Genomic DNA, 23,558 nt, shown 5'->3' on the forward strand with positions numbered 1-23,558 from the left:
AAAAATGAACCGGTTCAATTTTAGAATCTAGGAGATGAAATAATGAAAGTCGTAGACAGACTATCTGAAAAAATGCTACCAATCGTATCTAAGATGAGTAGCCAGCGGCACTTGCTGGCCATTCGAGACAGTTTTATCGTTACTATGCCGTTAGTAATGGCTGCTTCTGTCATGGTTTTGCTGAATGCTCTGATTTTTTCAAATGCAACAATCCAAAGAGTACTTGATCTAAGTTCATTGGCTGAACTTGCTTCAATCGTGAATAATGGTACGATGAGTATTTTAGCTATTATCGTGTGTTACAATATCGGCTGGAATTTGGCAACCCATTATATCCAAATAGGCGTGATTGATGATCCATCATTTAGTCCTGTTCATGCAGGAATTCTAAGTACAGCCGTAATGTTTATTTTGATGCCTTTATCAAGTACAGTCACTTTGTTGGACGGAAATACAGCAGAAGCTACAGGGGTTTTCTTACAAAGTCTGACTTCTTCGTCTGGCTTAGCAACGGCGATGATTGCTGCCCTTGTCAGTACAGAATTATTTATCAAATTAGCGAAAATGAAAAGTTTTAAAATCAGGATGCCAGAAGGAGTTCCACCGGCAGTAGCCACGTCATTTAATTCTTTAGTACCAGAAATAGTTGTCATTTTATTTTTTTCAGTTGTCGTTTTTACTTTAAACCATACGACTGGTTTGAATGTTCCGCAATTAATTGAATTAGCGATTCAGACGCCATTGAAAGCTTTTGTTTTATCCGTCCCAGGCATCTTATTTTTACAGTTTTTCTCTGATTTCTTATGGGTGTTTGGGATGCATGGTTCGAGTATTTTGGCTCCTATACGGCAAGCACCTTTGTTACAATCTATTCAGGAAAACATGGATGCTTTTTCAGTAGGAAAAGAAATTCCTAATATTATTACGGAGCCCTTTACCAATGCATTTGGATTGATTGGAGGTGGCGGGTGTATTTTACCGTTAGTTATTGCTATCTTGTGGGCTTCTAAACGTCAAGAACAGCGATCAATCGCTAAATTTGGTCTGACTACTTGTTTATTTAATATTACTGAACCAATTATGTTTGGTTTACCAGTAGTCATGAATCCAATATATATGATTCCTTGCGCTATTATACCATCTATTAACTTGATTATTGCCTACGCAGCCACAAGTCTTGGAATCATCAGTAAAACAGTTGCTGCTGCACCTTGGATCACTCCGCCGGTTATACAATCTTTTATTGCTACAGGAGGCGATATACGAGCAGCAGTCTTAACAGTAATACTTATCATTCTAGATGTATTTTTATTCCTGCCATTTGTATTAGCCGCTAATAAGGCAAAATTGGCAGAAGGAGGATATTAAGGTGTACGATTACCCGTATCAAAACCCAAAGTTAACCATCCGCCAAAGAGTAGAAGATTTACTTTCGCGGATGAATATTGCTGAAAAAGTAGGACAGATAAACCAGCATTTGTATGGTTGGGAATGTTATGAAAAAAACGGAGACAAGATCGAATTAACAGAAAAGTTAAAAGAACATGTTAAATGGGGAGGCGGTCTGGGTGCCTTATACGGTCTGTTTCGCTCTGATCCGTGGTCTAAGACAGATTATAAGAATGGGATTCCTGCAAAAGAAAGCTGGAAGGTGGCTAATCTACTCCAAGAATATGTACTACAGCATTCGCGATGGAAAATTCCTGTTTTGCTTGTGGAAGAATGTCCACATGGTCATCAAGGTTTGGATGGGATTTCTTATCCAACGAATATCGGCCGTGGAAATACCTTCAATGTAGCGTTATTAGAACAAACGAGCCGATTGATGGCAAAAGAACTGGCTGCTAAAGGTGTTCATTTAGCGTTGGTTTCGACTTTGGATCTGGCAAAAGATCCTCGTTGGGGAAGGACAGAAGAGTGTTTTGGGGAAGATCCGATTCTCTCAGCTCGTTTTTCTGAAGCGGTCATTCGAGGGTTTCAAGGAGAGATTATTTCAGAAAAAGTTTCTTTTCTTGATCAGACAGTAGAGGAAATCAATAAGAAGAAGGATCAGATCGGTGTTGTGTTAAAGCACTGTATCGCACAAGGAGAAGCTTTAGGCGGTCATAATTCAGGCACAGTGACGATTGGACGCAGAGAGTTTTCCGATATTTACGGACCATTATTGAAGAGTACAAGAAATGCAGTAGGTGTCATGGCTGCTTATAATGATATCGACGGGGTACCTTGTCATATCAATCGAGCGCTTTTTGAGCAAATATTAAGAAAAAAAATCGGTTATCAAGGGATCGTTATGGCAGACGGTGTTGCTTTGGATCGTTTATCCGATGTTTTTACAGATAAAAAGACTGCTGCAACATATGCATTAGCGGCAGGAATCGATCTAAGTTTGTGGGACGAGACCTATACCAAGATTGCAGAAGCCATTGATGATCAAGTCGTAGAAGAACAGCTACTAGATCAAGCAGTTCGCCGAGTTTTATCTGTCAAATTTTTATTGGGTTTGTTTGAACAGCCGTTTGCAAACGATCCAAAGGAGTATTGGGATCATCTCATGGAGGAATCAGAGCACTTAAATTTAGAGACAGCAAAAGAAAGTATCACTTTACTAAAAAATGACGGTATATTGCCGTTGGATCAACAAGTAAAAAACATTGCTGTTATAGGACCAAATGCTCACGATGTATACCACTTGTTGGGAGACTACTCTGCACCACAAACAGAAGACCGTTTGAAAAAAACGATAGTACAAGAAATAAAAACAGAGTTTCCACAATCAACGGTTTCTTATGCACAAGGATGTGAAGTAAGAAATCAGGAGGATCAGGAAGAAAAATTATTAGAAGCGGTGACCCTTGCTCAAAACTCAGATGTGATCATTGCAGTTCTAGGTGGATCAAGTGCGCGGAACTTTGATATGGAATTCCTTCGTAACGGGGCAGTTTCATCGAAAGGGATCAACATGGATTCTGGAGAAAATGTAGATGTTGCTTCTCTTTCTTTAGGTGGATACCAAGAACAGCTGATCGAACAATTGCATCAACTAGGCAAGCCAATCATCATGATACTTGTGCAAGGAAGACCCTACGATTTGATGAAAATCGAGTCATTTACGAATGCCATTGCAACAGCATGGTTTCCTGGACAGGAGGGTGGAAAAGCCATTGCACAGATGATTTCTGGAAGAAATAACCCAAGCGGACGATTGAGTTTGTCTTATCCTAGAAATAGTCAGCAACTACCTGTTTATTACTATCAGCGTGCTGCTTCTAAACAAGAGAATTATTATGATTTAAGCGGCAGTCCATTTTATCCTTTTGGACATGGTCTAAGCTATACAACATTTGAATACAGTCAGATGGAAGTCAAAACGGATATTGACAAAGTAATAATATCAATTAAAGTTAAAAATACAGGAAGTGTTTCAGGTAAAACAAGTACTCTTGTCTATGTCCGATTAATTGACGGCGCTGTCATCCAAAGAACGAAATTATTGAAAGCTTTTCGTAAAGATGAATTGCAATCTCAAGAGGAAAGACTGCTTGTTTTTGAACTCACTTCTGAAGACTTTAGTTATATGGATATTGATGACAAGAGGCATTATGCAAAGAAAGCGGTCATCATGGTCGAACAACAAGAAAGAGAAATCAAATGTAACTGGCAGGAGTGAAAATGTATGGCATCGATCCGTGACGTGGCTAAGATGGCTGGTGTTTCAGTGGGAACAGTTTCCCGCTATTTAAACGGTCAGCAGCTGAAGGAAAAGAATATGGAAAAAATAGCAGAAGCGATTTCAGCGTTGGACTATAAAGAAAACATCATTGCTAAAGGGTTGAAGAATAATCGAAGTTTCTCTATTGGACTTTTGATAAACGGGATATCTAGCCGTTTTGGTTCGGAGGTTGTTTCAGGGATCGAAAGAGTAGCTGAAGAAAATGGGTATAGCTTATTATTAAGCGGGTTTGCCGATCAGCCAGAAAAAATCGAACAAAAAATCGAATACCTGATGAAGCATGCAATCGATGGGTTGATCGTCTTCTTATCAGAAGAAGAGTGGTCTGGATTTGAAATGCTGACAAAAATGAGTATCCCAGTTGTCGCATTGAATTGTCCGGATGGGCCAGCAGGTATTGATACAATAGTAGTGAATGATCGAGAAAGTGTAGCAAAAGTGATTGCTCATCATGGCGAACAAGGACATAAAACAATAGGATTTATTGCTGCCGCTCAAACAGATTACGTAGCAAGAGAACGTTTAGCTGGAGCTAAAGAAGCGGTACAAAAGGATCCGTCTATCCATTTAGAGATCTTTACAGGAGACTATTCTAGAAAAAGCGGCTATTACGGGGCAAAAGCATTATTAGAAAAAGGGGCAACTGCTATTTTTGTCAGCAATTATAATATGTCGATCGGTGCTATCGAATGTTTCAATCAAGAAGGTATCAGAATCGGGAAGGACATTGCGTTCAGTCATTATGATTATTTAGATAAAAACGATCTGAGTATCCTTCCGAAAATCACGATCACGCCACCAACAGATAAAATCGGGGAACGAGCAGCAGAACAGCTGTTAAAACGAATCAAAAAAGAAGAGGAAGAAAATGAAAAAGTGATTGTGATGGAAAATATCATACATGGAATCAACTAAAACGAACTAAAAAAGAAAAAGAGGTGCTTTGATGAAAAAATATCAATTTCCAGCAAATTTTTGGTGGGGTTCTGCAGCAAGTGGTCCACAAACAGAAGGAAGAATTTCAGGCGATGGAAAAGGAGAGAACATTTTTGATTATTGGTACAAAAACGAACCGCAAAAGTTCTTTGATCAAGTAGGACCTGAAAAAACCTCGCAAGTTTATACGAAGTATCAAGAGGATGTACAGTTGATGAAACAGACTGGGCATAATTCATTTCGAACCTCTATCCAATGGAGCCGTTTGATACCTGATGAATCTGGAACAATCAACGAAGAAGCCGTTCGTTTCTATCATCGTTATTTTGATGAGTTGATTGAAAACGGTATCGAACCCTTTGTGAATCTGTATCATTTCGATATGCCGATGTATCTGCAAGAAAAAGGCGGATGGTTGAACCGAGAAACGGTTGAAGCCTATGAAAAATATGCCAAAAGTTGTTTTGAATTGTTTGGTTCGAAAGTAAAAAAATGGTTTACTCATAATGAACCAATCGTTCCAGTCGAAGCAGGTTATTTATATCGATGGCATTATCCAGAAGAGTCAGATATGAAAAAAGCGATCCAAGTTGGCTATCATGAAGCGTTGGCTTCAGCGTTAGCCATCAAATCTTACCATGAAATGGAGCAAGGTGGTGTTATTGGTATCATCTTGAATCTGACACCAAGCTATCCAAGAGACGAATCAAACCCTGAAGATGTTAAAGCAGCGCAAATAGCAGATGCGTTCTTCAATCGTTCATTCCTTGATCCAGCTGTAAAAGGCGAGTTTCCAAGTGAATTGATTGAGATAGTAAAAGAACTTGATCTCATGCCTGTGATCCATGCAGAGGATTTGACGGTCATCAAAGAAAATACAGTAGATCTTTTAGGTATCAATTATTACCAGCCACGCCGGGTAAAAGCAAAAGAAACACCAATCGATACTAAAAACGGTCCAATGCCTGAGGATTATTTCGACAATTATGAAATGCCTGGTCGTAAAATGAATCCTTATCGCGGATGGGAGATCTATGAACAAGGAATCTATGATATTTTGATCAATGTACGAGATCATTATGGAAATATCGACTGCTTTATTTCTGAAAACGGTATGGGTGTAGAAAACGAAGCACGATTTATCAAAGAAGATGGCATGATCCACGATGATTATCGGATCGAATTTGTCCAATCTCATCTGAAATATGTCCATCAAGCCATTCAAGAAGGTGCCAATTGTTTAGGCTATCATATGTGGACATGTATGGATAACTGGTCGTGGACCAATGCATATAAGAATCGATATGGCTTTATTTCAGTAGACTTAGCACAAGATGGAAAAAGAACAATCAAAAAATCGGGTCATTGGTTCAAAGACGTATCAGATAAAAACGGATTTGAGGCTTAAGAAAGAATAGTTGAGAGCAAATGCGTGAAATTCTCCATTCTTACCATTTTGTGAAAAAGAAGTTCAATTATTTACGATCTTTTTCAACTTTTTTGTCTTTCTATTTCATTTTTTGTATATAATAGAATAGTCAAAATTAAATAGGAGTGGAGGAAAGCATGAGGAAAAAAAGACCGTTTCTTCTCTTTTGGTTATTCGGTTTTTTCTTACTGCTTATTTTATCCGCAGCATTTTCAGGAAAAATGACAGCAGATCTTGCTCAGAAAGAAACAGAAAAAATCGTAGCAAGCAAAGAATCAGTAGATAATTTCAAAAAAGAATTCTCAACTTATTGGTGGGCGGAGTATAAAATAACTGCCAATTACGAAAAAGGCGAATTGGACATCTATTTGCCAAAAGGAAAAGAAGAAAATCAATTTATTAATATCGATGACGTACTTAGTGCGATTTCTCTCAGACAATATCAATTTAAAGACAAGCATTTGACCGTTTTGCTTTTGACTCATGATGGCGACAAAGTAGCCCGTTTGAAAAACGGAAAAGTGATCACCGCTTATTCTGAAAAAGTAGACAAAAAAGTGGTCGCCGATCGTTTAGCGGAATGGAAAAAGACCAATGAACAAGTCAAGAAAACAACAGATTCTTCTCAAAAAAACGAATCGACAGGAACAAGCCCTTCAGATTCTGGCAGTGGGCAAACGATAACGGGAAATGAAGAAAATCAAGCCTCAATCATTACGAATGAGTCATCAGAAGGACAATATCAAACTTATGGGCAATGAAAAACAGAGGTTGTGACAGAAGTGGTCAGCTTCAAGAAATAAGAAGAAATTTACGAAAAGTGCTTCTCAAGTTTTTGTAAAATTTCGGCTTATTTCCGAAAAAGCTGTCCTGCATCAAGAAATAAGGAGCTGCGACAAGAATTTTGTCACAGCCTCTTTTTTTGTACGAATACCGAGAAACTGGCTTTTGAATACCGTGGAGTGAAGCGGTCACCACAAGACTTTTATCTCTTCATTAGTTTAATCGCTTACATCGCAGCGGTTTTATGCTGTGAAAAGTGGACGGAATAATCTTTAGAAAGAATAAAAAAATCTTAAGATAACAACTTTTTTAGGAAATTTTCATTTTTCAGGAGCAAAATAAGAAAAAATGTGAATAGAGAGAAGTGATATACGTGACACAACTTAAAAAATTGTGCCAAAATCGTTTAGCAATCGTTTTGACAGCTGTTTTCTTTTTCTGGCTGAAGACGATCATTGCCTACTATGCAGATTTTTCATTAGGTGTGGAAGGTACGATCCAGTACTTTATCTTGTGGATCAACCCAATTGCGACTACCTTATTGTTTTTTGGCCTTTCTTTGTATATTAAAAAGCCAAAGCCAGCGTTAGCTATTCTTTTGATCATTGATATTTTAAATACGCTTTTGTTATACTTGAATATTATTTTTTATCGGGAATTCACAGATTTCATTACAGTCAAATCTGTATTAGGCTTTTCGAAAGTGTCGCAAGGATTGTCAGGAAGCTCCTTTTCTTTGATGAAGCCCCATGATGTCATCTACTGGCTGGATATCGCTGTGTTCATTGGGCTACTGGTTTGGTTGAAGGTCAAGAAAATACCTATCAAAAGTCAACCTGTCGGCAAACCGATGGCTATCGCTGTTACCTGTCTTTCAGGGCTTATTTTTTCAGGAAATCTAGCGCTGAGCGAAGCCAACCGTCCACAATTGCTGCAGCGAACATTTGACCGTTCATATATTGTCAAATATCTAGGAATCGATGCGTATACTATTTATGACGGAATCAAAACAGGAATGACTAGCAGTGTTCGCGCGCATGCAAGCAGTAATGGGATTGATGAAGTTTTAGATTATACAAAGAAACATTATGCAGAGCCAAATCCCGAAACATTTGGGATCGCTAAAGGGAAAAATGTGATCGTTCTCCATTTAGAAAGTTTCCAGCAGTTTTTGATTAATATGAAGGTAGACGGACAAGAAGTCACACCGTTTTTAAATAGTATTTTCCAGAATCAAGCAACGATCAGCTTTGACAATTTCTTTCATGAAGTAGGACAGGGAAAGACAAGTGATGCTGAAAATATGTTGGAAACTGGCACATTTGGTTTACCTCAAGGCTCATTATTCACAGAGCTTGGGTCAGACAATGTCTTTCAAGCCGCACCAGCGATCCTTGGACAAAAGCAAGGCTATACAAGCGCTGTTTTCCATGGGAATGTAGCTAGTTTTTGGAATAGAGATCATGTATATAAAAACTTAGGTTATGACAATTTCTTTGATCGATCTTATTTTGATGAATCCGACGAAACGTTAGGTTATGGGATATTAGATAAAGATTTATTCAGAGAATCTGCCCAATATCTTGAGCATCTACAACAGCCGTTTTACACGAAATTTCTTTCCGTAACCAACCACACGCCTTATTATACGGATGACAAGAATTTCGACTTTCCATCTTTGAATACTGGCAATAGCACAGTAGATAATTATGTTCGAACGGCACATTATCTGGATCAATCATTGGAACAATTTTTTACGTATTTGAAAAAATCTGGTATTTACCAAAATTCAATCTTTGTGATTTACGGGGATCATTTTGGGATCTCGAATACAGATAATAAAGATTTAGCAAGCGCTCTTGGTAAAGATCCAGATACATGGGATGAATTTGACAACGCACAGATGCAACGAGTGCCATTGATGATCCATATGCCTGGTTATACTAAAGGGTCAGTCAATCACGAATACGGTGGAGAAATCGATGTTTTGCCGACATTACTTCATCTCTTGGGAATCGATGATAAAGACTATCTCCATTTTGGTACGGATTTATTATCTCCTCAGCATGATCAAGTAGTGGCTTTTCGAAATGGGAACTTCGTGACACCCAAATACACCATCTTAGGAGGAAAAGCTTACAATAACCAAACAGGAGAAATCATCGATACGAAAGCAGCAGGAATCGACGAGGAAATTTCCAAAGATCAGGAAAAAGTCAAGTCTGCTTTAAGTCTTTCAGATAAGCTGAATCAAGAAAATCTCTTGCGTTTTTATGTGCCAAACGGATTTGAAACGATCGATCCGAAAAAATATGACTATAAAAATGAAGCAGAACGTAACATAGCCATCGAAAAGCAAAAAGGCGAACATTCGACAAGTGTCTTTTCAAAAAATGGCAATAAAACAACAACCAACTTATATCCAGTAACAAGAACAGACGTTGAACAGCAAAAAGATAATCAATAAACAATCAAACCAACCTTCAGTAGTTAGACAACATTCTAATGCTTGAAGGTTGGTATTTTTTATGAAAAAAACATTTTTTTATTTTTTTCGTGTATTTTTCCTTTTTAACGTATCTATTTATTGAATGCGGAAAAATTTAAATTAAAAAGGAGAACTATTATGTATGATGGTGAATTGATCAAGAAACTTCGAGTCAACAAGAAGTTGACACAGTCCCAATTAGCGGAAGGAATCTGTTCTAAGACTTCTCTAGTCGGGATTGAGACAAATTCAGTGAAAAAAATGTCATTTGTAACATTGAGATCATTTTTAGAGCGAATGAACATGACACTTGCAGAATATGAATGGATGCGAAACCAGCTGGATGAACCAATAAAGTTAAAGAAAAAAAGACGAATGCTAGATCGGGTACAAGAAGACAGCTTTGATCCTTATAAAGAGATCAGCAATAACCGTAGGCATTTTAAGAAAACAGAAGATCTGTATTATTTGGTTTTGAATCTTCACATGGTCGAAAAAACAGAAGTATCTGAGACAGAATTTGAATTTTTACGTTATGAATGCCGAATCATTGAAGAATACTTGATGCAGATACCAGACTATGGTCAATTTGAACTATCTATTCTAGCTGATTTTCCTTGGATATTCAGTGATCGGTTCATTGAGAACAATTATTTGAAAATCAAAAAAAGAATGCGACGATTAGCACAGTTGAACAATCATGAGCAGTATCTCTTTACTTTTTTAATGAACCTGACTTCGTTTTATATAGAAAATGGTCGGTTGAAAAAGGCACGTAGTGTGAATGAAGATATGAAACGGAGCTTAGCACATAAAGAAAGAAGTACAGTGATCTATGAAACATTGATGGCAGATTATTATCAAAGATTGATTTCTGCTGCTTTAGGGGAAGAAAAGACGAAAGACTACCAAGAATTCTTCACAGTGCTCGAATATATGTTAGGAAAGAATCAACGGAGGTCCTTAGAGAAAAAACTGCTGGCCATTGCTGAACCCAGCAACTAGACCAGCAGTTTAGAATTTGTATCACTTCGCCGCTTTTTCAGACGGTTTGTTTATATCGAATGGCGGGAAAAAGCGGGCGATCTCTTTTACCGCAGCATCACGGGAATCAGAAGCGTGAATAATGTTTTCAGTCCCCGGCAGCGCGTAGTCTCCTCGGATCGTACCTGGAACAGCATCGGCAGCTTTTGTTGCTCCAACCATCTTACGGACGATATCGATCACTTCCTCGCCGACCAGGACAAGATAAACGACAGGACCGGAAGTCATGTAATCGATCAGTTCATCAAAAAAACTGCGCTCAGTCAAGTGCTGATAATGTTCTTTTGCTAATTCAGGAGTCATAGTTTCAAACTTCATTTCAGCAATGGCCAGTCCCTTTGCTTCAAAACGTTGGATGATGCTTCCGACTAAATGGCGTCTCACGCCGTCTGGCTTGATAATAACAAGTGTTCTTTCCATAACAGCACCTCGTTTCCTACTATATTTCTATTATAGCGGGAGGTGGAAAATGAGACAAATAAAACCGCGTGAGACAGGAATATAACGCGTGTATTTTAAAAAAAGTATGAAAAACATGGAAAATTGATTTGACATCCTCTTTTTTAGTTGTTATATTAACGAAGGAAAACCGAATAAGATTTGTTAGGTGAGGCTCCTATACAAACATAGGCTACTGCCCAAAAACGTCGAGAGACGCCAATGGGTAGAACAGGAATTGTCGAGATAAGGCTTTTCATAAGGTAGCTAAAAGCAGGTATCTGCTTTTTACGTTGTACAGTGTCAAAACTCAACGATGAGATCTGAGAAGCTTTTTTTAATATGCTTTTTCAAACCTTTCGCTGAGTATTTGGCGAGAGGTTTTTTTGTTGCCGCAAATCCCCATCGGTGAAAAATAAAAAGGAGGTGGTCTAATTGGGAAAATAACTATTCGAAAAATGATTGGAAGTCATGAATTAAAATTACTTAGTAAAGGAGATGAGAACAAATGGATGACAGTCATTCGAAAAACAAGGATCTAGAGGAAAGGCCAGGGCTATTATCTATCTGTTCTCAGCCCCTTTCAGTTTTTTCTCTATCGATCCGATGAATAGCTAAAGACCAAAAGCAGCGAGAACAGCTGTCTTTTGGACACAAAGGAGAGATTGAGATGGAAAAAAAGAAAGATACACAAAAAATCTATGCAGCTTTTGCTGGAAAAACGAAACAAGAATTATTTGAACTATTCCATGCATCAGCAAATGGATTGACAGAAGAACAAATCGAACGTTCAAGAGAAAATTACGGTGAAAATGCGATTTCATATGGCAAAAAAACACCATTCATCGTAGAAATATTGAAAGCATACATCACGCCATTTACATTAGTGTTGATCGCATTAGGAATTATTTCATTCATCACGGAATATGTATTAGCAGCTCCTGGGGATAAAGATCTTTTCGGTGTAGCCATTATCTTCACTATGGTTATCGTCAGCGGGACAATGACGTTGATTCAGTCCGTACGTTCCAATCAAGCGGCTGAAAAACTGAAATCACTTGTGAAAGTAACGGCAGCTGTAAAACGTAATGGAAAGTACACAGAGATTCCTATGGAAGAAATCGTCTGTGGAGATCTTGTTCGGCTTTCAGCAGGGGATATGATACCAGCGGATATGCGTTTATTGTCCGCAAAGGATTTATTCATTTCCCAAGCAGCATTGACAGGGGAAAGCTATCCAGTAGAAAAGCATGCGAAAGTATGTGAAGACGATCAGCAAAGCGAAACAAGTTACGAAAATCTTGTCTTTATGGGAAGTAATGTCATCAGTGGAAGTGCGGAAGGAATCATTGTTTCTGTTGGAAATGAAACACTATTTGGTCATGTAGCAGAAACGCTATCTGAAAAACCAATTCAATCAAGCTTTGAATTAGGCATCCATAAAACATCCATGCTACTGATCAAATTTATGTCATTGATGGCTCCAGCAGTTATCGTCATCAATGGGCTTACAAAAGGGGATTGGCTAGAAGCTTTTCTTTTTGGACTATCTGTAGCAGTTGGTCTAACACCTGAAATGCTTCCAATGATCGTTACGACGAATTTGGTCAAAGGAGCAAGTGTGATGGCCAAAAAAGGAACAGTGATCAAAAATTTGAATGCCATCCAGAACTTTGGTGCAATCGATGTGTTATGTACGGATAAAACGGGGACATTGACACAAGATAAAATCATTCTTGAATATCATATGGATTGTGAAGGAAATGAAGATGATCGTGTTTTGCGCCATGCGTATCTAAATAGCTACTATCAAACAGGGCTGAAAAATTTGTTAGATGTGGCTATCATTGATGAAGCAACAGAAACTTTAGATACAGATAAGATCAATTATCAAAAAGTGGATGAAATTCCTTTTGATTTTGAACGTCGCCGTATGAGTGTTGTGGTTGCTGATCCAGCTGGTAAAACACAAATGATCACAAAAGGCGCGATTGAAGAAATGCTGAACATTTCTAAATTTATTGATCTTGGCGGTACTGTTACACCATTAACAAAAGAACGAAAAGAAGCCGTACTTGCAAAAGTACAGTCACTTAATGAAGATGGCTTACGAGTGATTGGTGTCGCACAAAAGACCAATCCAAGCGTCGTTGGAGAATTTTCAGTCAAAGATGAGTCAGACATGGTTTTGATTGGTTATCTTGCTTTCCTTGATCCACCAAAAGAAACAACGAAACAAGCGTTGAAAGCTCTGAAAGAACATGGTGTAGCTGTAAAAGTTCTGACTGGGGACAACGAATTAGTTACACGTTCAGTGTGCCGTCAAGTAGGTCTAGAGATCAATGAATTGGTTACCGGTGAGAAAATCTCGGAAATGAGTGATCATGAATTAGCACAAGTAGCTGAAGACCATGAAGTATTCGTAAAATTGAATCCTCAGCAAAAAGCACGTTTGACGACAGCTTTACGTAAAAATGGTCATACTGTCGGATTTTTAGGAGATGGTATCAATGACGCTCCTGCAATGAAAGTGGCTGATATCGGTATTTCTGTAGATACAGCTGTGGATATTGCGAAAGAATCTGCAGACGTGATCCTTTTAGAAAAAGATTTGACGATTTTGGAAAGAGGCCTTCTTTCTGGACGAGAAACTTTTGGGAATATCATGAAATATATCAAGGCTACAGCAAGTTCTAATTTTGGCAATATGTTTTCCGTGCTGATTGCAAGTACGTTCCTGCCATTTTTACCAATGCTGCCTTTACAACTTCTGTTTTTGAATCTGATCTATGATGTTTCCTGCATTTCCTTGCCATGGGATCGGATGGATAAAGAATATTTGGACGAGCCAAAAAAATGGAATGCATCTAGTATTGGGAAATTCATGGTTTACTTTGGCCCAACAAGTTCGATATTTGATATTACTACTTACTTGTTGATGTATTTTGTTATTTGTCCTGCTGTAGTGGGCGGAAGTTTCCATACATTGGATAGTTCACAGCAAGTGATTTTCATCGCATTATTCCATGCAGGATGGTTTGTCGAATCACTATGGACACAAACCTTAGTGCTCCATGCACTGCGTACACCGAAAGTACCATTTATCCAAAGCAATGCAACATTTGCCATGTTTGTTATCACTACATTAGGAATTATTGTCGGTTCTGTCCTTCCTTTTACAAGTTTTGGTACTGAATTAGGCTTGATGCCACTTCCTGGCAATTACTGGTTATGGTTATTTGCTACAGTCATCGCTTATCTGGCGCTTGTGACAGCTGTGAAGAAAATCTATATCCGTCGATTCCAAGAACTCTTATAAACGAGAAGGATGGTTCTTTGCTTCTGTTCTTTTTGGACCAGTCGTGCTAAACTATGTGTATTGTTTTGGAAAGGATTAATGTATAGATGAAAGGTGCAATATTTGATTTAGATGGTTTGTTAGTTGACACAGAAAAAACGTATCGTGATGGCTGGCTTTGGGGATTTCAGCAATTTGATATCCATATCCCAAAAGAAATCGTTGACGCTTGGGGCGGAAAAAACTGGAAACAAAGTTTTGATATTTTAGTGAAAGCAGCAGGTAGCCCTGAAAAAGTACAGGAAGTCCGAGCGAAGCGTGAAGAATATTTTTATCAACAGCTGACAAGCGGAGCCATCCACTTAAAACCATATGCAAAAGAAATATTGGCAGACTTAAAAGAACGTCATATGAAACTAGGCATTGCTACGACCACTGTTACGAAAAGAGCAACAGATATCTTGGATCACTTTAAATTAGCTGATTACTTTGACACGTTTACATTCGGAGACGAAGTGTCGGAGAACAAGCCTTCACCGATTCCTTATCTGACAGCTTTGGAACGAACAGGATTAGAAGCTAGTTCAGCCTTTGCAGTGGAAGATTCTTTAGTAGGAGCAACAGCTGCTTCACGAGCAGGATTAGGCGTTGTTTTGATACCTGATTCCAGTTTTGTCCGAAATTATACCGTCGAAGAAAAGGAAAAATTGAAACTTCTTGCGGAAGGAAAAGATCTTCGAACTGTTATTGAAATGTTAAATAAAAAAACAGAAAAATAAATATAGAAAAAATAATTTGAATTTCGTACTTGACTTTTCAGTTTTCCTCATGTAGATTAATCCCAACAACAAAATATCGATTTCGTTGAAAAGGAAAGTAAGTTTGGAAACTTTGCAGAGAGGCTCTGGCTGGTGAGAAGAGTCAAGTAAGAAAAGCTGAAAATGGCCTTGGAGAATAATTTGTCGATAAGTAGGCAAATTCGGAACTGTTCGACCGTTAAAACGAACGCCAATCTCTCTTTTTGAGATGTTGGGCTTGAGGGAAGGAAACTTCCGAAAAAAGGTGGTACCGCGATACGTCGTCCTTTTACTGACATAGTTTATGTTAGTAAAAGGATTTTTTTTTTTGAATATTATTTGCATTGAAATGGTAAGTACGATAGAAGAACCTTTGACAGAGAGCTTCGGTAGCTGAGAAGAAGCAAGGAACGACTATTGGAAAATGGCCATCGAGCAATTCATCCCGAGCATAGATGTAAGGCGATGACGGCTGCGACCGATATCTTGCTAGAGTATGATCGTACTTGAAGAGGAGTTGTGTGTGAACACAGCTTGAACATGAGGTGGTAACACGCAAAAAAGCGTCCTCAAGAAAATGACATTTTCATTTTCTTGAGGACGCTTTTTTTAGATAAGGAGGAATTTTAATGATTGAATTGCGAGATGTTTCTGTATGTTTCAAACAAAAAGAAAAAGAGATACAGGCAGTAGATTCTGTAGATTTAACGATTGAAAAAGGCGATGTTTATGGAATCGTCGGTTACTCAGGTGCAGGGAAAAGTACGTTAGTTCGTGTGATGAATTTGCTGCAGAAACCAACAGCAGGAGAAGTCATTGTCAATCAGACGAATTTGAGTCAGCTCTCTCCCAAAGAATTGCGAAAAGAAAGAAAGGCCATCGGTATGATCTTTCAGCATTTCAATCTAATGGAAAGCCGAACTATTTTTGACAACGTTGATTTTTCTTTAAAGTATTCTGGAAAATCGAAACAGGAACGTCGTCAAAAAGTGAATGAACTACTGGAACTTGTCGGTTTGGAAGAAAAAGCATCTGCTTATCCTAAACAACTGTCGGGGGGACAAAAACAACGAGTAGCAATCGCACGAGCTTTGGCGAATGAACCTAAGGTATTATTATGTGATGAAGCAACCAGTGCACTTGATCCGAAAACGACCCTTCAGATCCTTGCATTGTTAAAAAAATTGAATCGCCAGTTAGGTTTAACAATCGTCCTGATCACTCATGAGATGCAAGTTGTCAAAGAAATCTGCAACAAGGTAGCGGTTATGGAAGATGGAAGAATCATTGAAAAAGGTAGCAGCATCCAGATCTTCAGCAATCCTGAAGAAGAATTGACCAAAGATTTTATTCGAACAGCTACTCATCTTGACCAAGCATTAGAAACGATCATTGCCCATTCTGCTTTTGCCGATCAGATCGCCAATAAATGGCTGTTGGAATTAAGTTATATTGGAAATCAGACGAACGAACCTCTAATCGCTCATCTGTACAGCAAATATCAAGTAACAGCGAATATTTTATATGGCAATGTAGAGTTATTACAAGAAACGCCGTTAGGGAGTTTGATCGTTACTTTAGCTGGAGAAACCAAACAGCGGCAAAAAGCATTGGATTATTTGATCAAATCTGGTGTAAAAATAAATATTTTACAAAAAAACGAATTAGATAGTCGTATCAAAGTGATCGAAGGAGGAAGATAAAATGACTGATTTCTTTAAAACATATTTGCCCAATGTTTATTTGATTCCGGATGAATTTGTCGAAGCGACGAAGCAAACACTATATATGTCTTTTTGGACAGCATTCATTGGCGGGATGATCGGAATCATCTTAGGTGTGACGTTAGTAGTGACACGCCCTAATGGATTACTAGCTAACCGTCTGCTATTTGAAATACTTGATAAGCTGATCAATATCATTCGTTCCATCCCTTTCATTATCTTGCTTTCTCTTTTAGCATTGACTACTCGTTTCTTAGTTGGAACGACGATTGGTGCGAAAGCAGCTTTAGTGCCATTGATTTTTGGAGTTGTTCCGTTTTTTGCTCGTCAAATCGAGAACGCACTGCTAGAAGTTGATCCTGGGGTGATCGAAGCGGCAGAAGCGATGGGAACCAGTCCAATCGGTATTATTTTACGTGTGTATTTGTTAGAAGGTTTGCCTGGTATCATTCGGGTCTCGGCGTTGACTATCATCAACGTGATCGGACTGACTACCATGGCTGGAGCAGTAGGTGCAGGCGGATTAGGGAATCTTGCTATATCGAGAGGGTATAATCGATTCCAAACAGATGTAACGATTGTGGCTACATTATTGATTCTAATCTTAGTTTTTTTAAGTCAATTTATCAGTAATCAACTGATTAAAAAAATTACACATTGAAAGTGGAGGAGAAAAAATGAAAAAAATTATTCGTTTTGTAGTCATTACATTTGTAGCAATTATTTGGTTGGCAGGGTGTAGCCAAGGAAAAGCAGATACAACTGATAAAAAAGAAACTACCGTAAAACTAGGGATTATTGGAGAAGATACAGATGTATGGGACAACGTGAAAGACCGTTTGAAAAAGGAGAACATTAATTTGGAATACGTGAAATTTACAGATTACAATCAACCAAATGCGGCTTTAGCAGATGGATCGATTGATTTGAATTCTTTCCAACATCAATTCTTTTTAGACAATTACAATAAAGAACACGGAACTGATTTAGTATCGATCGGAAATACTGTCAATGCACCGCTGGGAATTTATTCTAACACTTTGAAGGATGTAGCTGATATCAAAGACGGAGCAAAAGTAGCAATCCCTAATGATGTTACAAATGGCGGCAGAGCTCTTCTGTTATTGCAAACTGCTGGATTGATCAAAGTGGATAAGGCAAAAGGACAAGCGCCCACTGTTTCTGATATTACCGAGAATAGAAAAAATCTAGACATTTCTGAATTAGATGCTTCCCAAACAGCACGTGCTTTGTCAGATGTAGACATTTCAGTGATCAATAGCGGTGTAGCTGTAGATGCTGGATTTAATCCTGCTTCTGATGCCATCTTCTTAGAACCAGTGGATGACCATGCACGTCCTTATGTGAATATCATCGTTGCAAGAAAAGAAGATGAAAACAATAAAACGTATCAAAAAATAGTAGACGCTTATCAAACAGAAGACACAGTCAAAGTAATCGAGAAAACATCAAAAGGATCAAGCGTGCCTGCATGGGAAACATTCGGGAGAAAATAAGAAAAATGACTAGCATAGGAGGAATTTTTTATGACAACAACAATCTCAACAAACCAATTGAAGGATCTAATCCAATATCGTTTACCAGAATATCAAGCACTTGCTCTAGATATCCACGAACATCCTGAAGTAAGTAACTATGAGTTTTATTCCTCAGCAGCGTTGATTAAACAATTAGAAAAAGAAGGGTTTTGGGTAGAAAAAGAAGTAGCTGGACACCGAACAGCCTTTGATGCACGTTATATTTCCAATAAACCCGGTCCCACAATTGCCTTTTTGGCAGAATTCGATGCTTTACCAGGTATTGGTCATGCATGCGGGCATAATTTGTTTGGTACTTACTCCGTATTAGCCGCCAGCATAGTGAAGCAATTCATTGATGAAACTGGTGGAGAAATCCGTGTATATGGCACCCCAGGGGAAGAAGGGGGCGAGAACGGATCAGCTAAAGGCAGCTTTGTTCGAGAAGGTTTTTTTGAGGATGTCGATGTAGCATTATGCGTCCATCCAGCTTTTCGTTATGGGAAAACGACAGAATCTTTAGCGAATGATCCAGTCGACATCAAATTTTACGGTGTCGCTTCCCATGCAGCAGCAGCACCTGAAAAAGGAGTAAATGCTTTGGAAGCATTGATCCAAGTGTTTAATGGAATCAACGCTCTACGCTTGCAATTGCCAAAAGATGTCAATATCCATGGGATCATTACAGACGGAGGAGTAGCTGCCAACGTCATTCCAGATTACGCTGCTGGACGTTTCTATTTACGTGCAGGAAATCGGCAAACATTAGATAAAGTATATGAAAAAGTGGAAAATATCGTACGAGGTGCTGCGATAAGTACGGGCACGACTTTTGAGTTTGGATTGTTCCAAAATGCAGTTGATGATGTCATCGTTACTCCTTCTTTTGATGACTTATTCTTCCAGCATGCAAAAGAAGCAGGTGTTCCAGATGAAGAAATAGAAACGGAACAAAGAACAAGTCTCGGTTCTTCTGATGTAGGAAATGTCAGCCAAGTCATACCAACAATCCAGCCTACGGTAGCAATCTCTGAGACATATATTGCCGGACACACAGAAGAATTCAAAGCTGCTGCTAAAAGTGACAAAGGCCTTGCTTCTATTGCGATTGCAGCAGAACTACTCGCCAATACAGCTCTTGATCTGTTGAAAGAGCCAAAGCTATTAGAAAGAATCAAGCAAGAACATCAAGAAATAGTAGCAAGAAAAAAACAAGAGGGTGCTACTTTCTAGTAAAAAATAAACTTGTGTGTGAAAGTTATAAAAATAATTTTCAGAAAAATGAAAAAATATTTTCTTTTTCATTGACAAATGATCTTATGGAAGGTAAACTTCATACAAGTCAACTTTTCACGCAGTAGCGGTTAGGTGTTTTGTTCAGAAAGTCGGTGGTCGCTGTGAACCGATCAAGCCTAATTGACGAATTACATGGAAAGTCCATACATTTGAATAAAAGTTTGAAAGTGAAAAACAGATCTGTTTTTAATTAAGGTGGTACCGCGGAGTCATTCGTCCTTAGTTTAAAACAGGTCTTTTTATTTTTATAAAGGAGGAATCGCGGATGAATTGCGGCGGAGTAATCCGATATCTTAACTTTTTTAGAACATAAGAACAACTAAAAAAGGAGAGATTATCATGGGAAAAAAAGGAACACCAAGTTTTTTAGAAGCAACACTTGTATTAATGGTTATTGTTTTAGGCATTGCGATTGGCGTTGTCGGATTAAAGGTCTCACCTAATATCACGATCTTAGCAGCGATCGGAATGGTCATGTTGTATGCAGTGATAAAAAGATACCCGACAGATTGGCTGCACGAAGGAATCATCAATGGCATCAAACCAGGAATCATCCCAATCTTTATTTTTATTTTAGTCGGTTCATTGATTGCTGTATGGATACAAGCAGGGATCATTCCAACTCTAATGGTCATTGGGTTCAAATTGATCAGTGTCCAGTGGTTTGTCCCTTCTGTATTTGTTGTGTGTGCAATCGTAGGTAGCGCTGTAGGGAGTGCCTTTACTGTTATGTCAACGATTGGGATTGCATTTTTCGGTATTGGGACAACACTAGGCCTAAATCCAGCGCTGGTTGTTGGAGCTATTGTTTCAGGTGCCGTTTTTGGAGATAAGATGTCTCCATTATCCGAATCAACAAATCTAGCAGCAGCTATTGTTGATGCCGATTTGTTCAAACACATCAAGCATATGATGTGGTCAACTGTTCCGGCATTTGTTGTTTCTTTCTTTTTATTCATGATTTTAGGACACACAAGTAAAGCCGCAAGTCTTTCATCTATTCGTGAAGTGACTGATGTTCTAGAAGCAAACTTTACTATTTCAATCTGGTCACTGATTCCTTTATTTTTAATGTTACTGTGTGCATGGAAAAAGGTGCCGGCAATTTTGACGATTTTGTTGAATATCGCTGTAGCAGTAGGAATGATTTTTATTCAAAACCCACAAACTTCCTTAACGAAGTTGGCTGGGGTCATCGAATCAGGGTTTGTTTCAAATACTGGAAACCAACAAATCGATTCACTGCTTAGCCGCGGAGGAATCGAAAGTATGATGCCTACTGTGTCATTGATTATTCTAACTTTGTCATTAGGTGGATTGTTGATCGAATTTGGCTTGATCTCAACCGTGATGGAACGAGTATCAAGAAAGATGACGAACACACCAAAATTGATTTTTACAACATTGATGACAAGTATCGGAGTAAATATTTTTATTGGTGAACAATTCCTATCTGTTATTCTGCCTGGTAATGCATTTAAAGAAACTTATGAAAAAGCAGGATTTGATCCAACTGTATTAGGTAGAACGCTAGAAGATGGTGGAACAGTAATCAACTACTTAGTGCCTTGGGGAATTGCCGGAAGTTTCGTAGCAAGTACATTTGGTATTCCTACACTCACTTACTTGCCATTCGTATTTTTCAGTTTGCTTTCTCCTGTGTTTTCGATGGTCAGTGCCTTCACAGGTTGGGGGATCTCAAAGAAATTTGTGAAACCGCAAGAAGCAGTAAGCAAGACAGCGCAATTAGAACAATAAAAACAGGATGTTTATGTAAAAAACTGCCGAGAAACTTTCGTTTCCCAGCAGTTTTTCTGTTTGGATAGATAATGGTCATTCCATTTCTTTGATCATTTTTTTCATTTTGTCGATCTCTTCTTCTTGTGCCTGAATGATTTCTTCCGCTAATTTTTTTACTTCAGGATCTTTTAAATCAGCTCGTTTACTTGTCAGGATAGCGATAGAATGATGAGGAATCATGGCCTTCATCCAAGCTGTGTCGTTGACAGTAGTTTGGCTTCGTACCATAAACAAGGAACCGGCAAAAACAAGAAGACTAGCGGCTAAGATCATAACATTTATCTTTTTGTTTTCATACATTTTCCACATGAACAACAGCATGATGACTGCCATGACTGCACCCATCATCAACGCCATGAATACTCGTGTACGACTGAAGAAGATATGATCGAGCGCATAGACATTCAAGTACATCATACCAAACATAACTACCGTTGAAACACCGATCATCAACAAAAACTTCCAATACTTTTTCATTTAAAACAAACTCCTTTTTTTCATTCCTTTCTTCTATCATGTCATGAGCATGGAGAACAATCAATTATTTTGCACAGAGGGTTTTTGAACACCGTTTACCAAGAGGTCGTGAGACTGTTTATTCGGAAAAAGGAACTGCAACAATTTTTGTCGCAGCTCCTTTTTTCAATAGCTCTAGCTATTCAATATAAATAGAATAAAATTCTCTATTGGTTTCATTCATTCGTCAAGACGAACGCATCATTCTTTTTTTGATAACTGAAATAAATGAACAGGTAAAGCAAACCGGTCAATACAGTTACCCCAATGGAGTTCGTGAATAGGATACCGAGGAAAATCAACCCTAAGACAGCTAATGCAAAAAAGCTGATTCCTTTGTCCCATAACGTTCCTTTCCTTAGTGCCAGTACAAAGGATGCCGCACTGATAATGATCCAGATCAATAATACTGTATACGAAAGGGAACCTGCCAGATAGCCAAATAATTTGTCACCGACAAAATAAGAAAGAGCTACACCAAGATAAAGAACACTGGTACAAAATAAAACAGCACGTTGCGGTACTTGATGCTTGTTTAAAACAGCTAGTTTTCTAGAGGAACCTTTTCGATCCTTCAAACGGAAGAACAAAATTCTTGAAGATGCATACACACCCGAATTGATAGATGAGAACAAAGCAAGGACAATCACAAAATTGACGATATCCGCTGCAAATGGGATATTCATTTTTTCAAATACCATCACAAAAGGACTGACATTCGTACCTGCTAAAGTATTCCAAGGAAAAAGAATCAAAAGCAAAAACAAAGGAATGATGTAAAAGGAAATGATTCTTCCCATGACACCTTTGATGGCTTTAGGAATCGCACGTTTAGGATCATCTGCTTCGCTTACCGTGATAGCAATCAGTTCAGAACCGCCGTAAGAATAGATAACTACAAGCAAAGAACTGATGATTCCCTTCATACCATGAGGAGTAAACCCACCATGGTCAGTCAATTGCTGAAGGGTAGGGAAAACGCCTGTGCCCAACATTTGCTGACCGACAAGATAAGTAGCAAAAATGATCAGTAAGATAATGACACTGATTTTAGCAAAAGCCAGCCAATATTCTGTTTCTGCGAATAACCGTACCGAATAAAGATTGATGATCGTAGTCAAAACAGCCAACATAAAAACAAATACCCAGGCTGGAATGTGCGGGAACCACAACTGCAAAAAGGAAGCAGCTGCAACAGCTTCAGCGATGATATTGATAATCCACATAGACCAGTAGACCCAATCAGTAAAATCAGCAGAATGAGCACCTAGATAAGGGCGTATCAAACCGGATAATCCGTGATGCGTGTCGCCACCGCTTAAAACGATTTTTCCCAGACCTTTCATCACGATATATAAAATCAGTCCACCAATCAAAAAAGCAATCAATACAGAAGGGCCGGCGATTCCAATCGCTTCGCCACTTCCTTTAAATAGACCTGCACCGATTGCTCCACCTAAAGCTAACATGGTGATATGTCTGGAGCTAAGTTGTTTTTTCAATTTTTTATCTTCCATAAATGACCTCTTTCTTTTAAATTCACAATCAAAATTTATATTAAGAATAAATAGCAATATTTAACAATGACTAATGATAACAAATTTTCAGACAATTACAACTATTCAGAAAACTTTTAGGCGAATTTTAATAGAAGAATGATTTATTTCATCATATTTTCATACAAATGTTAAATTTTCATACAAATATAGGAAGCGTTTTACTGGCTTTTTACTATTTA

The 23,558-nt window shown here is 38.3% G+C and carries 17 protein-coding genes, 1 riboswitch and 2 other annotated features; of the genes, 14 read left to right on the forward strand and 3 right to left on the reverse strand.

Features of this window, described 5'->3' with window-relative positions; all coding sequences use genetic code 11:
• The first annotated feature begins 42 nt into the window (after positions 1-42).
• From IGL31_RS02770 to IGL31_RS02800, 7 genes are all read left to right on the forward strand, one after another.
• Positions 43-1,368 (forward strand): PTS sugar transporter subunit IIC, encoded by a 1,326-nt coding sequence (locus IGL31_RS02770; RefSeq protein WP_081156441.1) that lies wholly within the window; start codon positions 43-45, stop codon positions 1,366-1,368.
• A gap of 1 nt (position 1,369) precedes the next feature.
• Positions 1,370-3,670, forward strand: a complete 2,301-nt coding sequence (locus IGL31_RS02775) for a glycoside hydrolase family 3 N-terminal domain-containing protein (protein ID WP_086299850.1) — start codon at positions 1,370-1,372, stop codon at positions 3,668-3,670.
• A 6-nt stretch (positions 3,671-3,676) separates the two neighbouring features.
• Positions 3,677-4,648: a LacI family DNA-binding transcriptional regulator gene (locus tag IGL31_RS02780; protein WP_086299849.1), complete on the forward strand. Its 972-nt coding sequence runs from the start codon at positions 3,677-3,679 to the stop codon at positions 4,646-4,648.
• Positions 4,649-4,679: 31 nt separating this feature from the next.
• Positions 4,680-6,077, forward strand: coding sequence for a glycoside hydrolase family 1 protein (locus IGL31_RS02785; protein ID WP_086299848.1), 1,398 nt, complete (start codon positions 4,680-4,682; stop codon positions 6,075-6,077).
• Positions 6,078-6,235: 158 nt separating this feature from the next.
• Positions 6,236-6,859, forward strand: a complete 624-nt coding sequence (locus IGL31_RS02790) for a hypothetical protein (RefSeq protein WP_002339052.1) — start codon at positions 6,236-6,238, stop codon at positions 6,857-6,859.
• 395 nt (positions 6,860-7,254) lie between these two features.
• On the forward strand, positions 7,255-9,348 hold the full coding sequence (locus IGL31_RS02795; RefSeq protein ID WP_086299847.1) for an LTA synthase family protein: 2,094 nt from the start codon (positions 7,255-7,257) through the stop codon (positions 9,346-9,348).
• A gap of 159 nt (positions 9,349-9,507) precedes the next feature.
• A complete protein-coding gene (locus IGL31_RS02800) occupies positions 9,508-10,374 on the forward strand; it encodes an Rgg/GadR/MutR family transcriptional regulator (RefSeq protein ID WP_002293329.1) in 867 nt (288 codons plus the stop codon).
• 21 nt (positions 10,375-10,395) lie between these two features.
• Here IGL31_RS02800 and ndk read toward each other — a convergent pair whose 3' ends face one another.
• Positions 10,396-10,833, reverse strand: coding sequence for a nucleoside-diphosphate kinase (gene ndk, locus IGL31_RS02805; protein WP_002293327.1), 438 nt, complete (start codon positions 10,831-10,833; stop codon positions 10,396-10,398).
• A gap of 172 nt (positions 10,834-11,005) precedes the next feature.
• Positions 11,006-11,180, forward strand: a riboswitch (M-box (ykoK) riboswitch).
• 341 nt (positions 11,181-11,521) lie between these two features.
• On the opposite strand from ndk, the gene mgtA reads away from it, so the two are divergent.
• From mgtA to nhaC, 7 genes are all read left to right on the forward strand, one after another.
• Entirely contained in the window at positions 11,522-14,170 is a 2,649-nt protein-coding gene (mgtA, locus tag IGL31_RS02810; protein ID WP_002323359.1) for a magnesium-translocating P-type ATPase, read from the forward strand.
• Between the two features lie 86 nt (positions 14,171-14,256).
• Positions 14,257-14,928 (forward strand): HAD family hydrolase, encoded by a 672-nt coding sequence (locus IGL31_RS02815; protein ID WP_002293780.1) that lies wholly within the window; start codon positions 14,257-14,259, stop codon positions 14,926-14,928.
• A gap of 76 nt (positions 14,929-15,004) precedes the next feature.
• Positions 15,005-15,238 (forward strand) — a binding site (T-box leader).
• Between the two features lie 43 nt (positions 15,239-15,281).
• Positions 15,282-15,520: a binding site (T-box leader), on the forward strand.
• A 55-nt stretch (positions 15,521-15,575) separates the two neighbouring features.
• Entirely contained in the window at positions 15,576-16,649 is a 1,074-nt protein-coding gene (locus IGL31_RS02820) for a methionine ABC transporter ATP-binding protein (protein WP_002323358.1), read from the forward strand.
• Between the two features lies 1 nt (position 16,650).
• Positions 16,651-17,331: a methionine ABC transporter permease gene (locus tag IGL31_RS02825; RefSeq protein WP_002293786.1), complete on the forward strand. Its 681-nt coding sequence runs from the start codon at positions 16,651-16,653 to the stop codon at positions 17,329-17,331.
• Positions 17,332-17,347: 16 nt separating this feature from the next.
• Complete coding sequence (locus tag IGL31_RS02830; protein ID WP_086295062.1) at positions 17,348-18,187, forward strand: MetQ/NlpA family ABC transporter substrate-binding protein; 840 nt, start codon at positions 17,348-17,350, stop codon at positions 18,185-18,187.
• A gap of 30 nt (positions 18,188-18,217) precedes the next feature.
• Positions 18,218-19,441: a M20 family metallopeptidase gene (locus IGL31_RS02835; RefSeq protein WP_002306090.1), complete on the forward strand. Its 1,224-nt coding sequence runs from the start codon at positions 18,218-18,220 to the stop codon at positions 19,439-19,441.
• 402 nt (positions 19,442-19,843) lie between these two features.
• Complete coding sequence (gene nhaC / locus IGL31_RS02840) at positions 19,844-21,262, forward strand: Na+/H+ antiporter NhaC (RefSeq protein ID WP_002293307.1); 1,419 nt, start codon at positions 19,844-19,846, stop codon at positions 21,260-21,262.
• Positions 21,263-21,337: 75 nt separating this feature from the next.
• Here nhaC and IGL31_RS02845 read toward each other — a convergent pair whose 3' ends face one another.
• The gene (locus tag IGL31_RS02845) at positions 21,338-21,781 is read right to left on the reverse strand and encodes a DUF305 domain-containing protein (protein ID WP_002299975.1); all 444 of its coding nucleotides are present in this window, start codon (positions 21,779-21,781) and stop codon (positions 21,338-21,340) included.
• Between the two features lie 215 nt (positions 21,782-21,996).
• On the reverse strand, positions 21,997-23,337 hold the full coding sequence (locus tag IGL31_RS02850; protein ID WP_002296179.1) for an amino acid permease: 1,341 nt from the start codon (positions 23,335-23,337) through the stop codon (positions 21,997-21,999).
• Positions 23,338-23,558: the final 221 nt, after the last annotated feature.

The sequence above is a fragment of the Enterococcus sp. MSG3290 genome (assembly GCF_050555565.1).
GTDB classification, from domain to species: Bacteria; Bacillota; Bacilli; order Lactobacillales; family Enterococcaceae; genus Enterococcus_B; species Enterococcus_B faecium.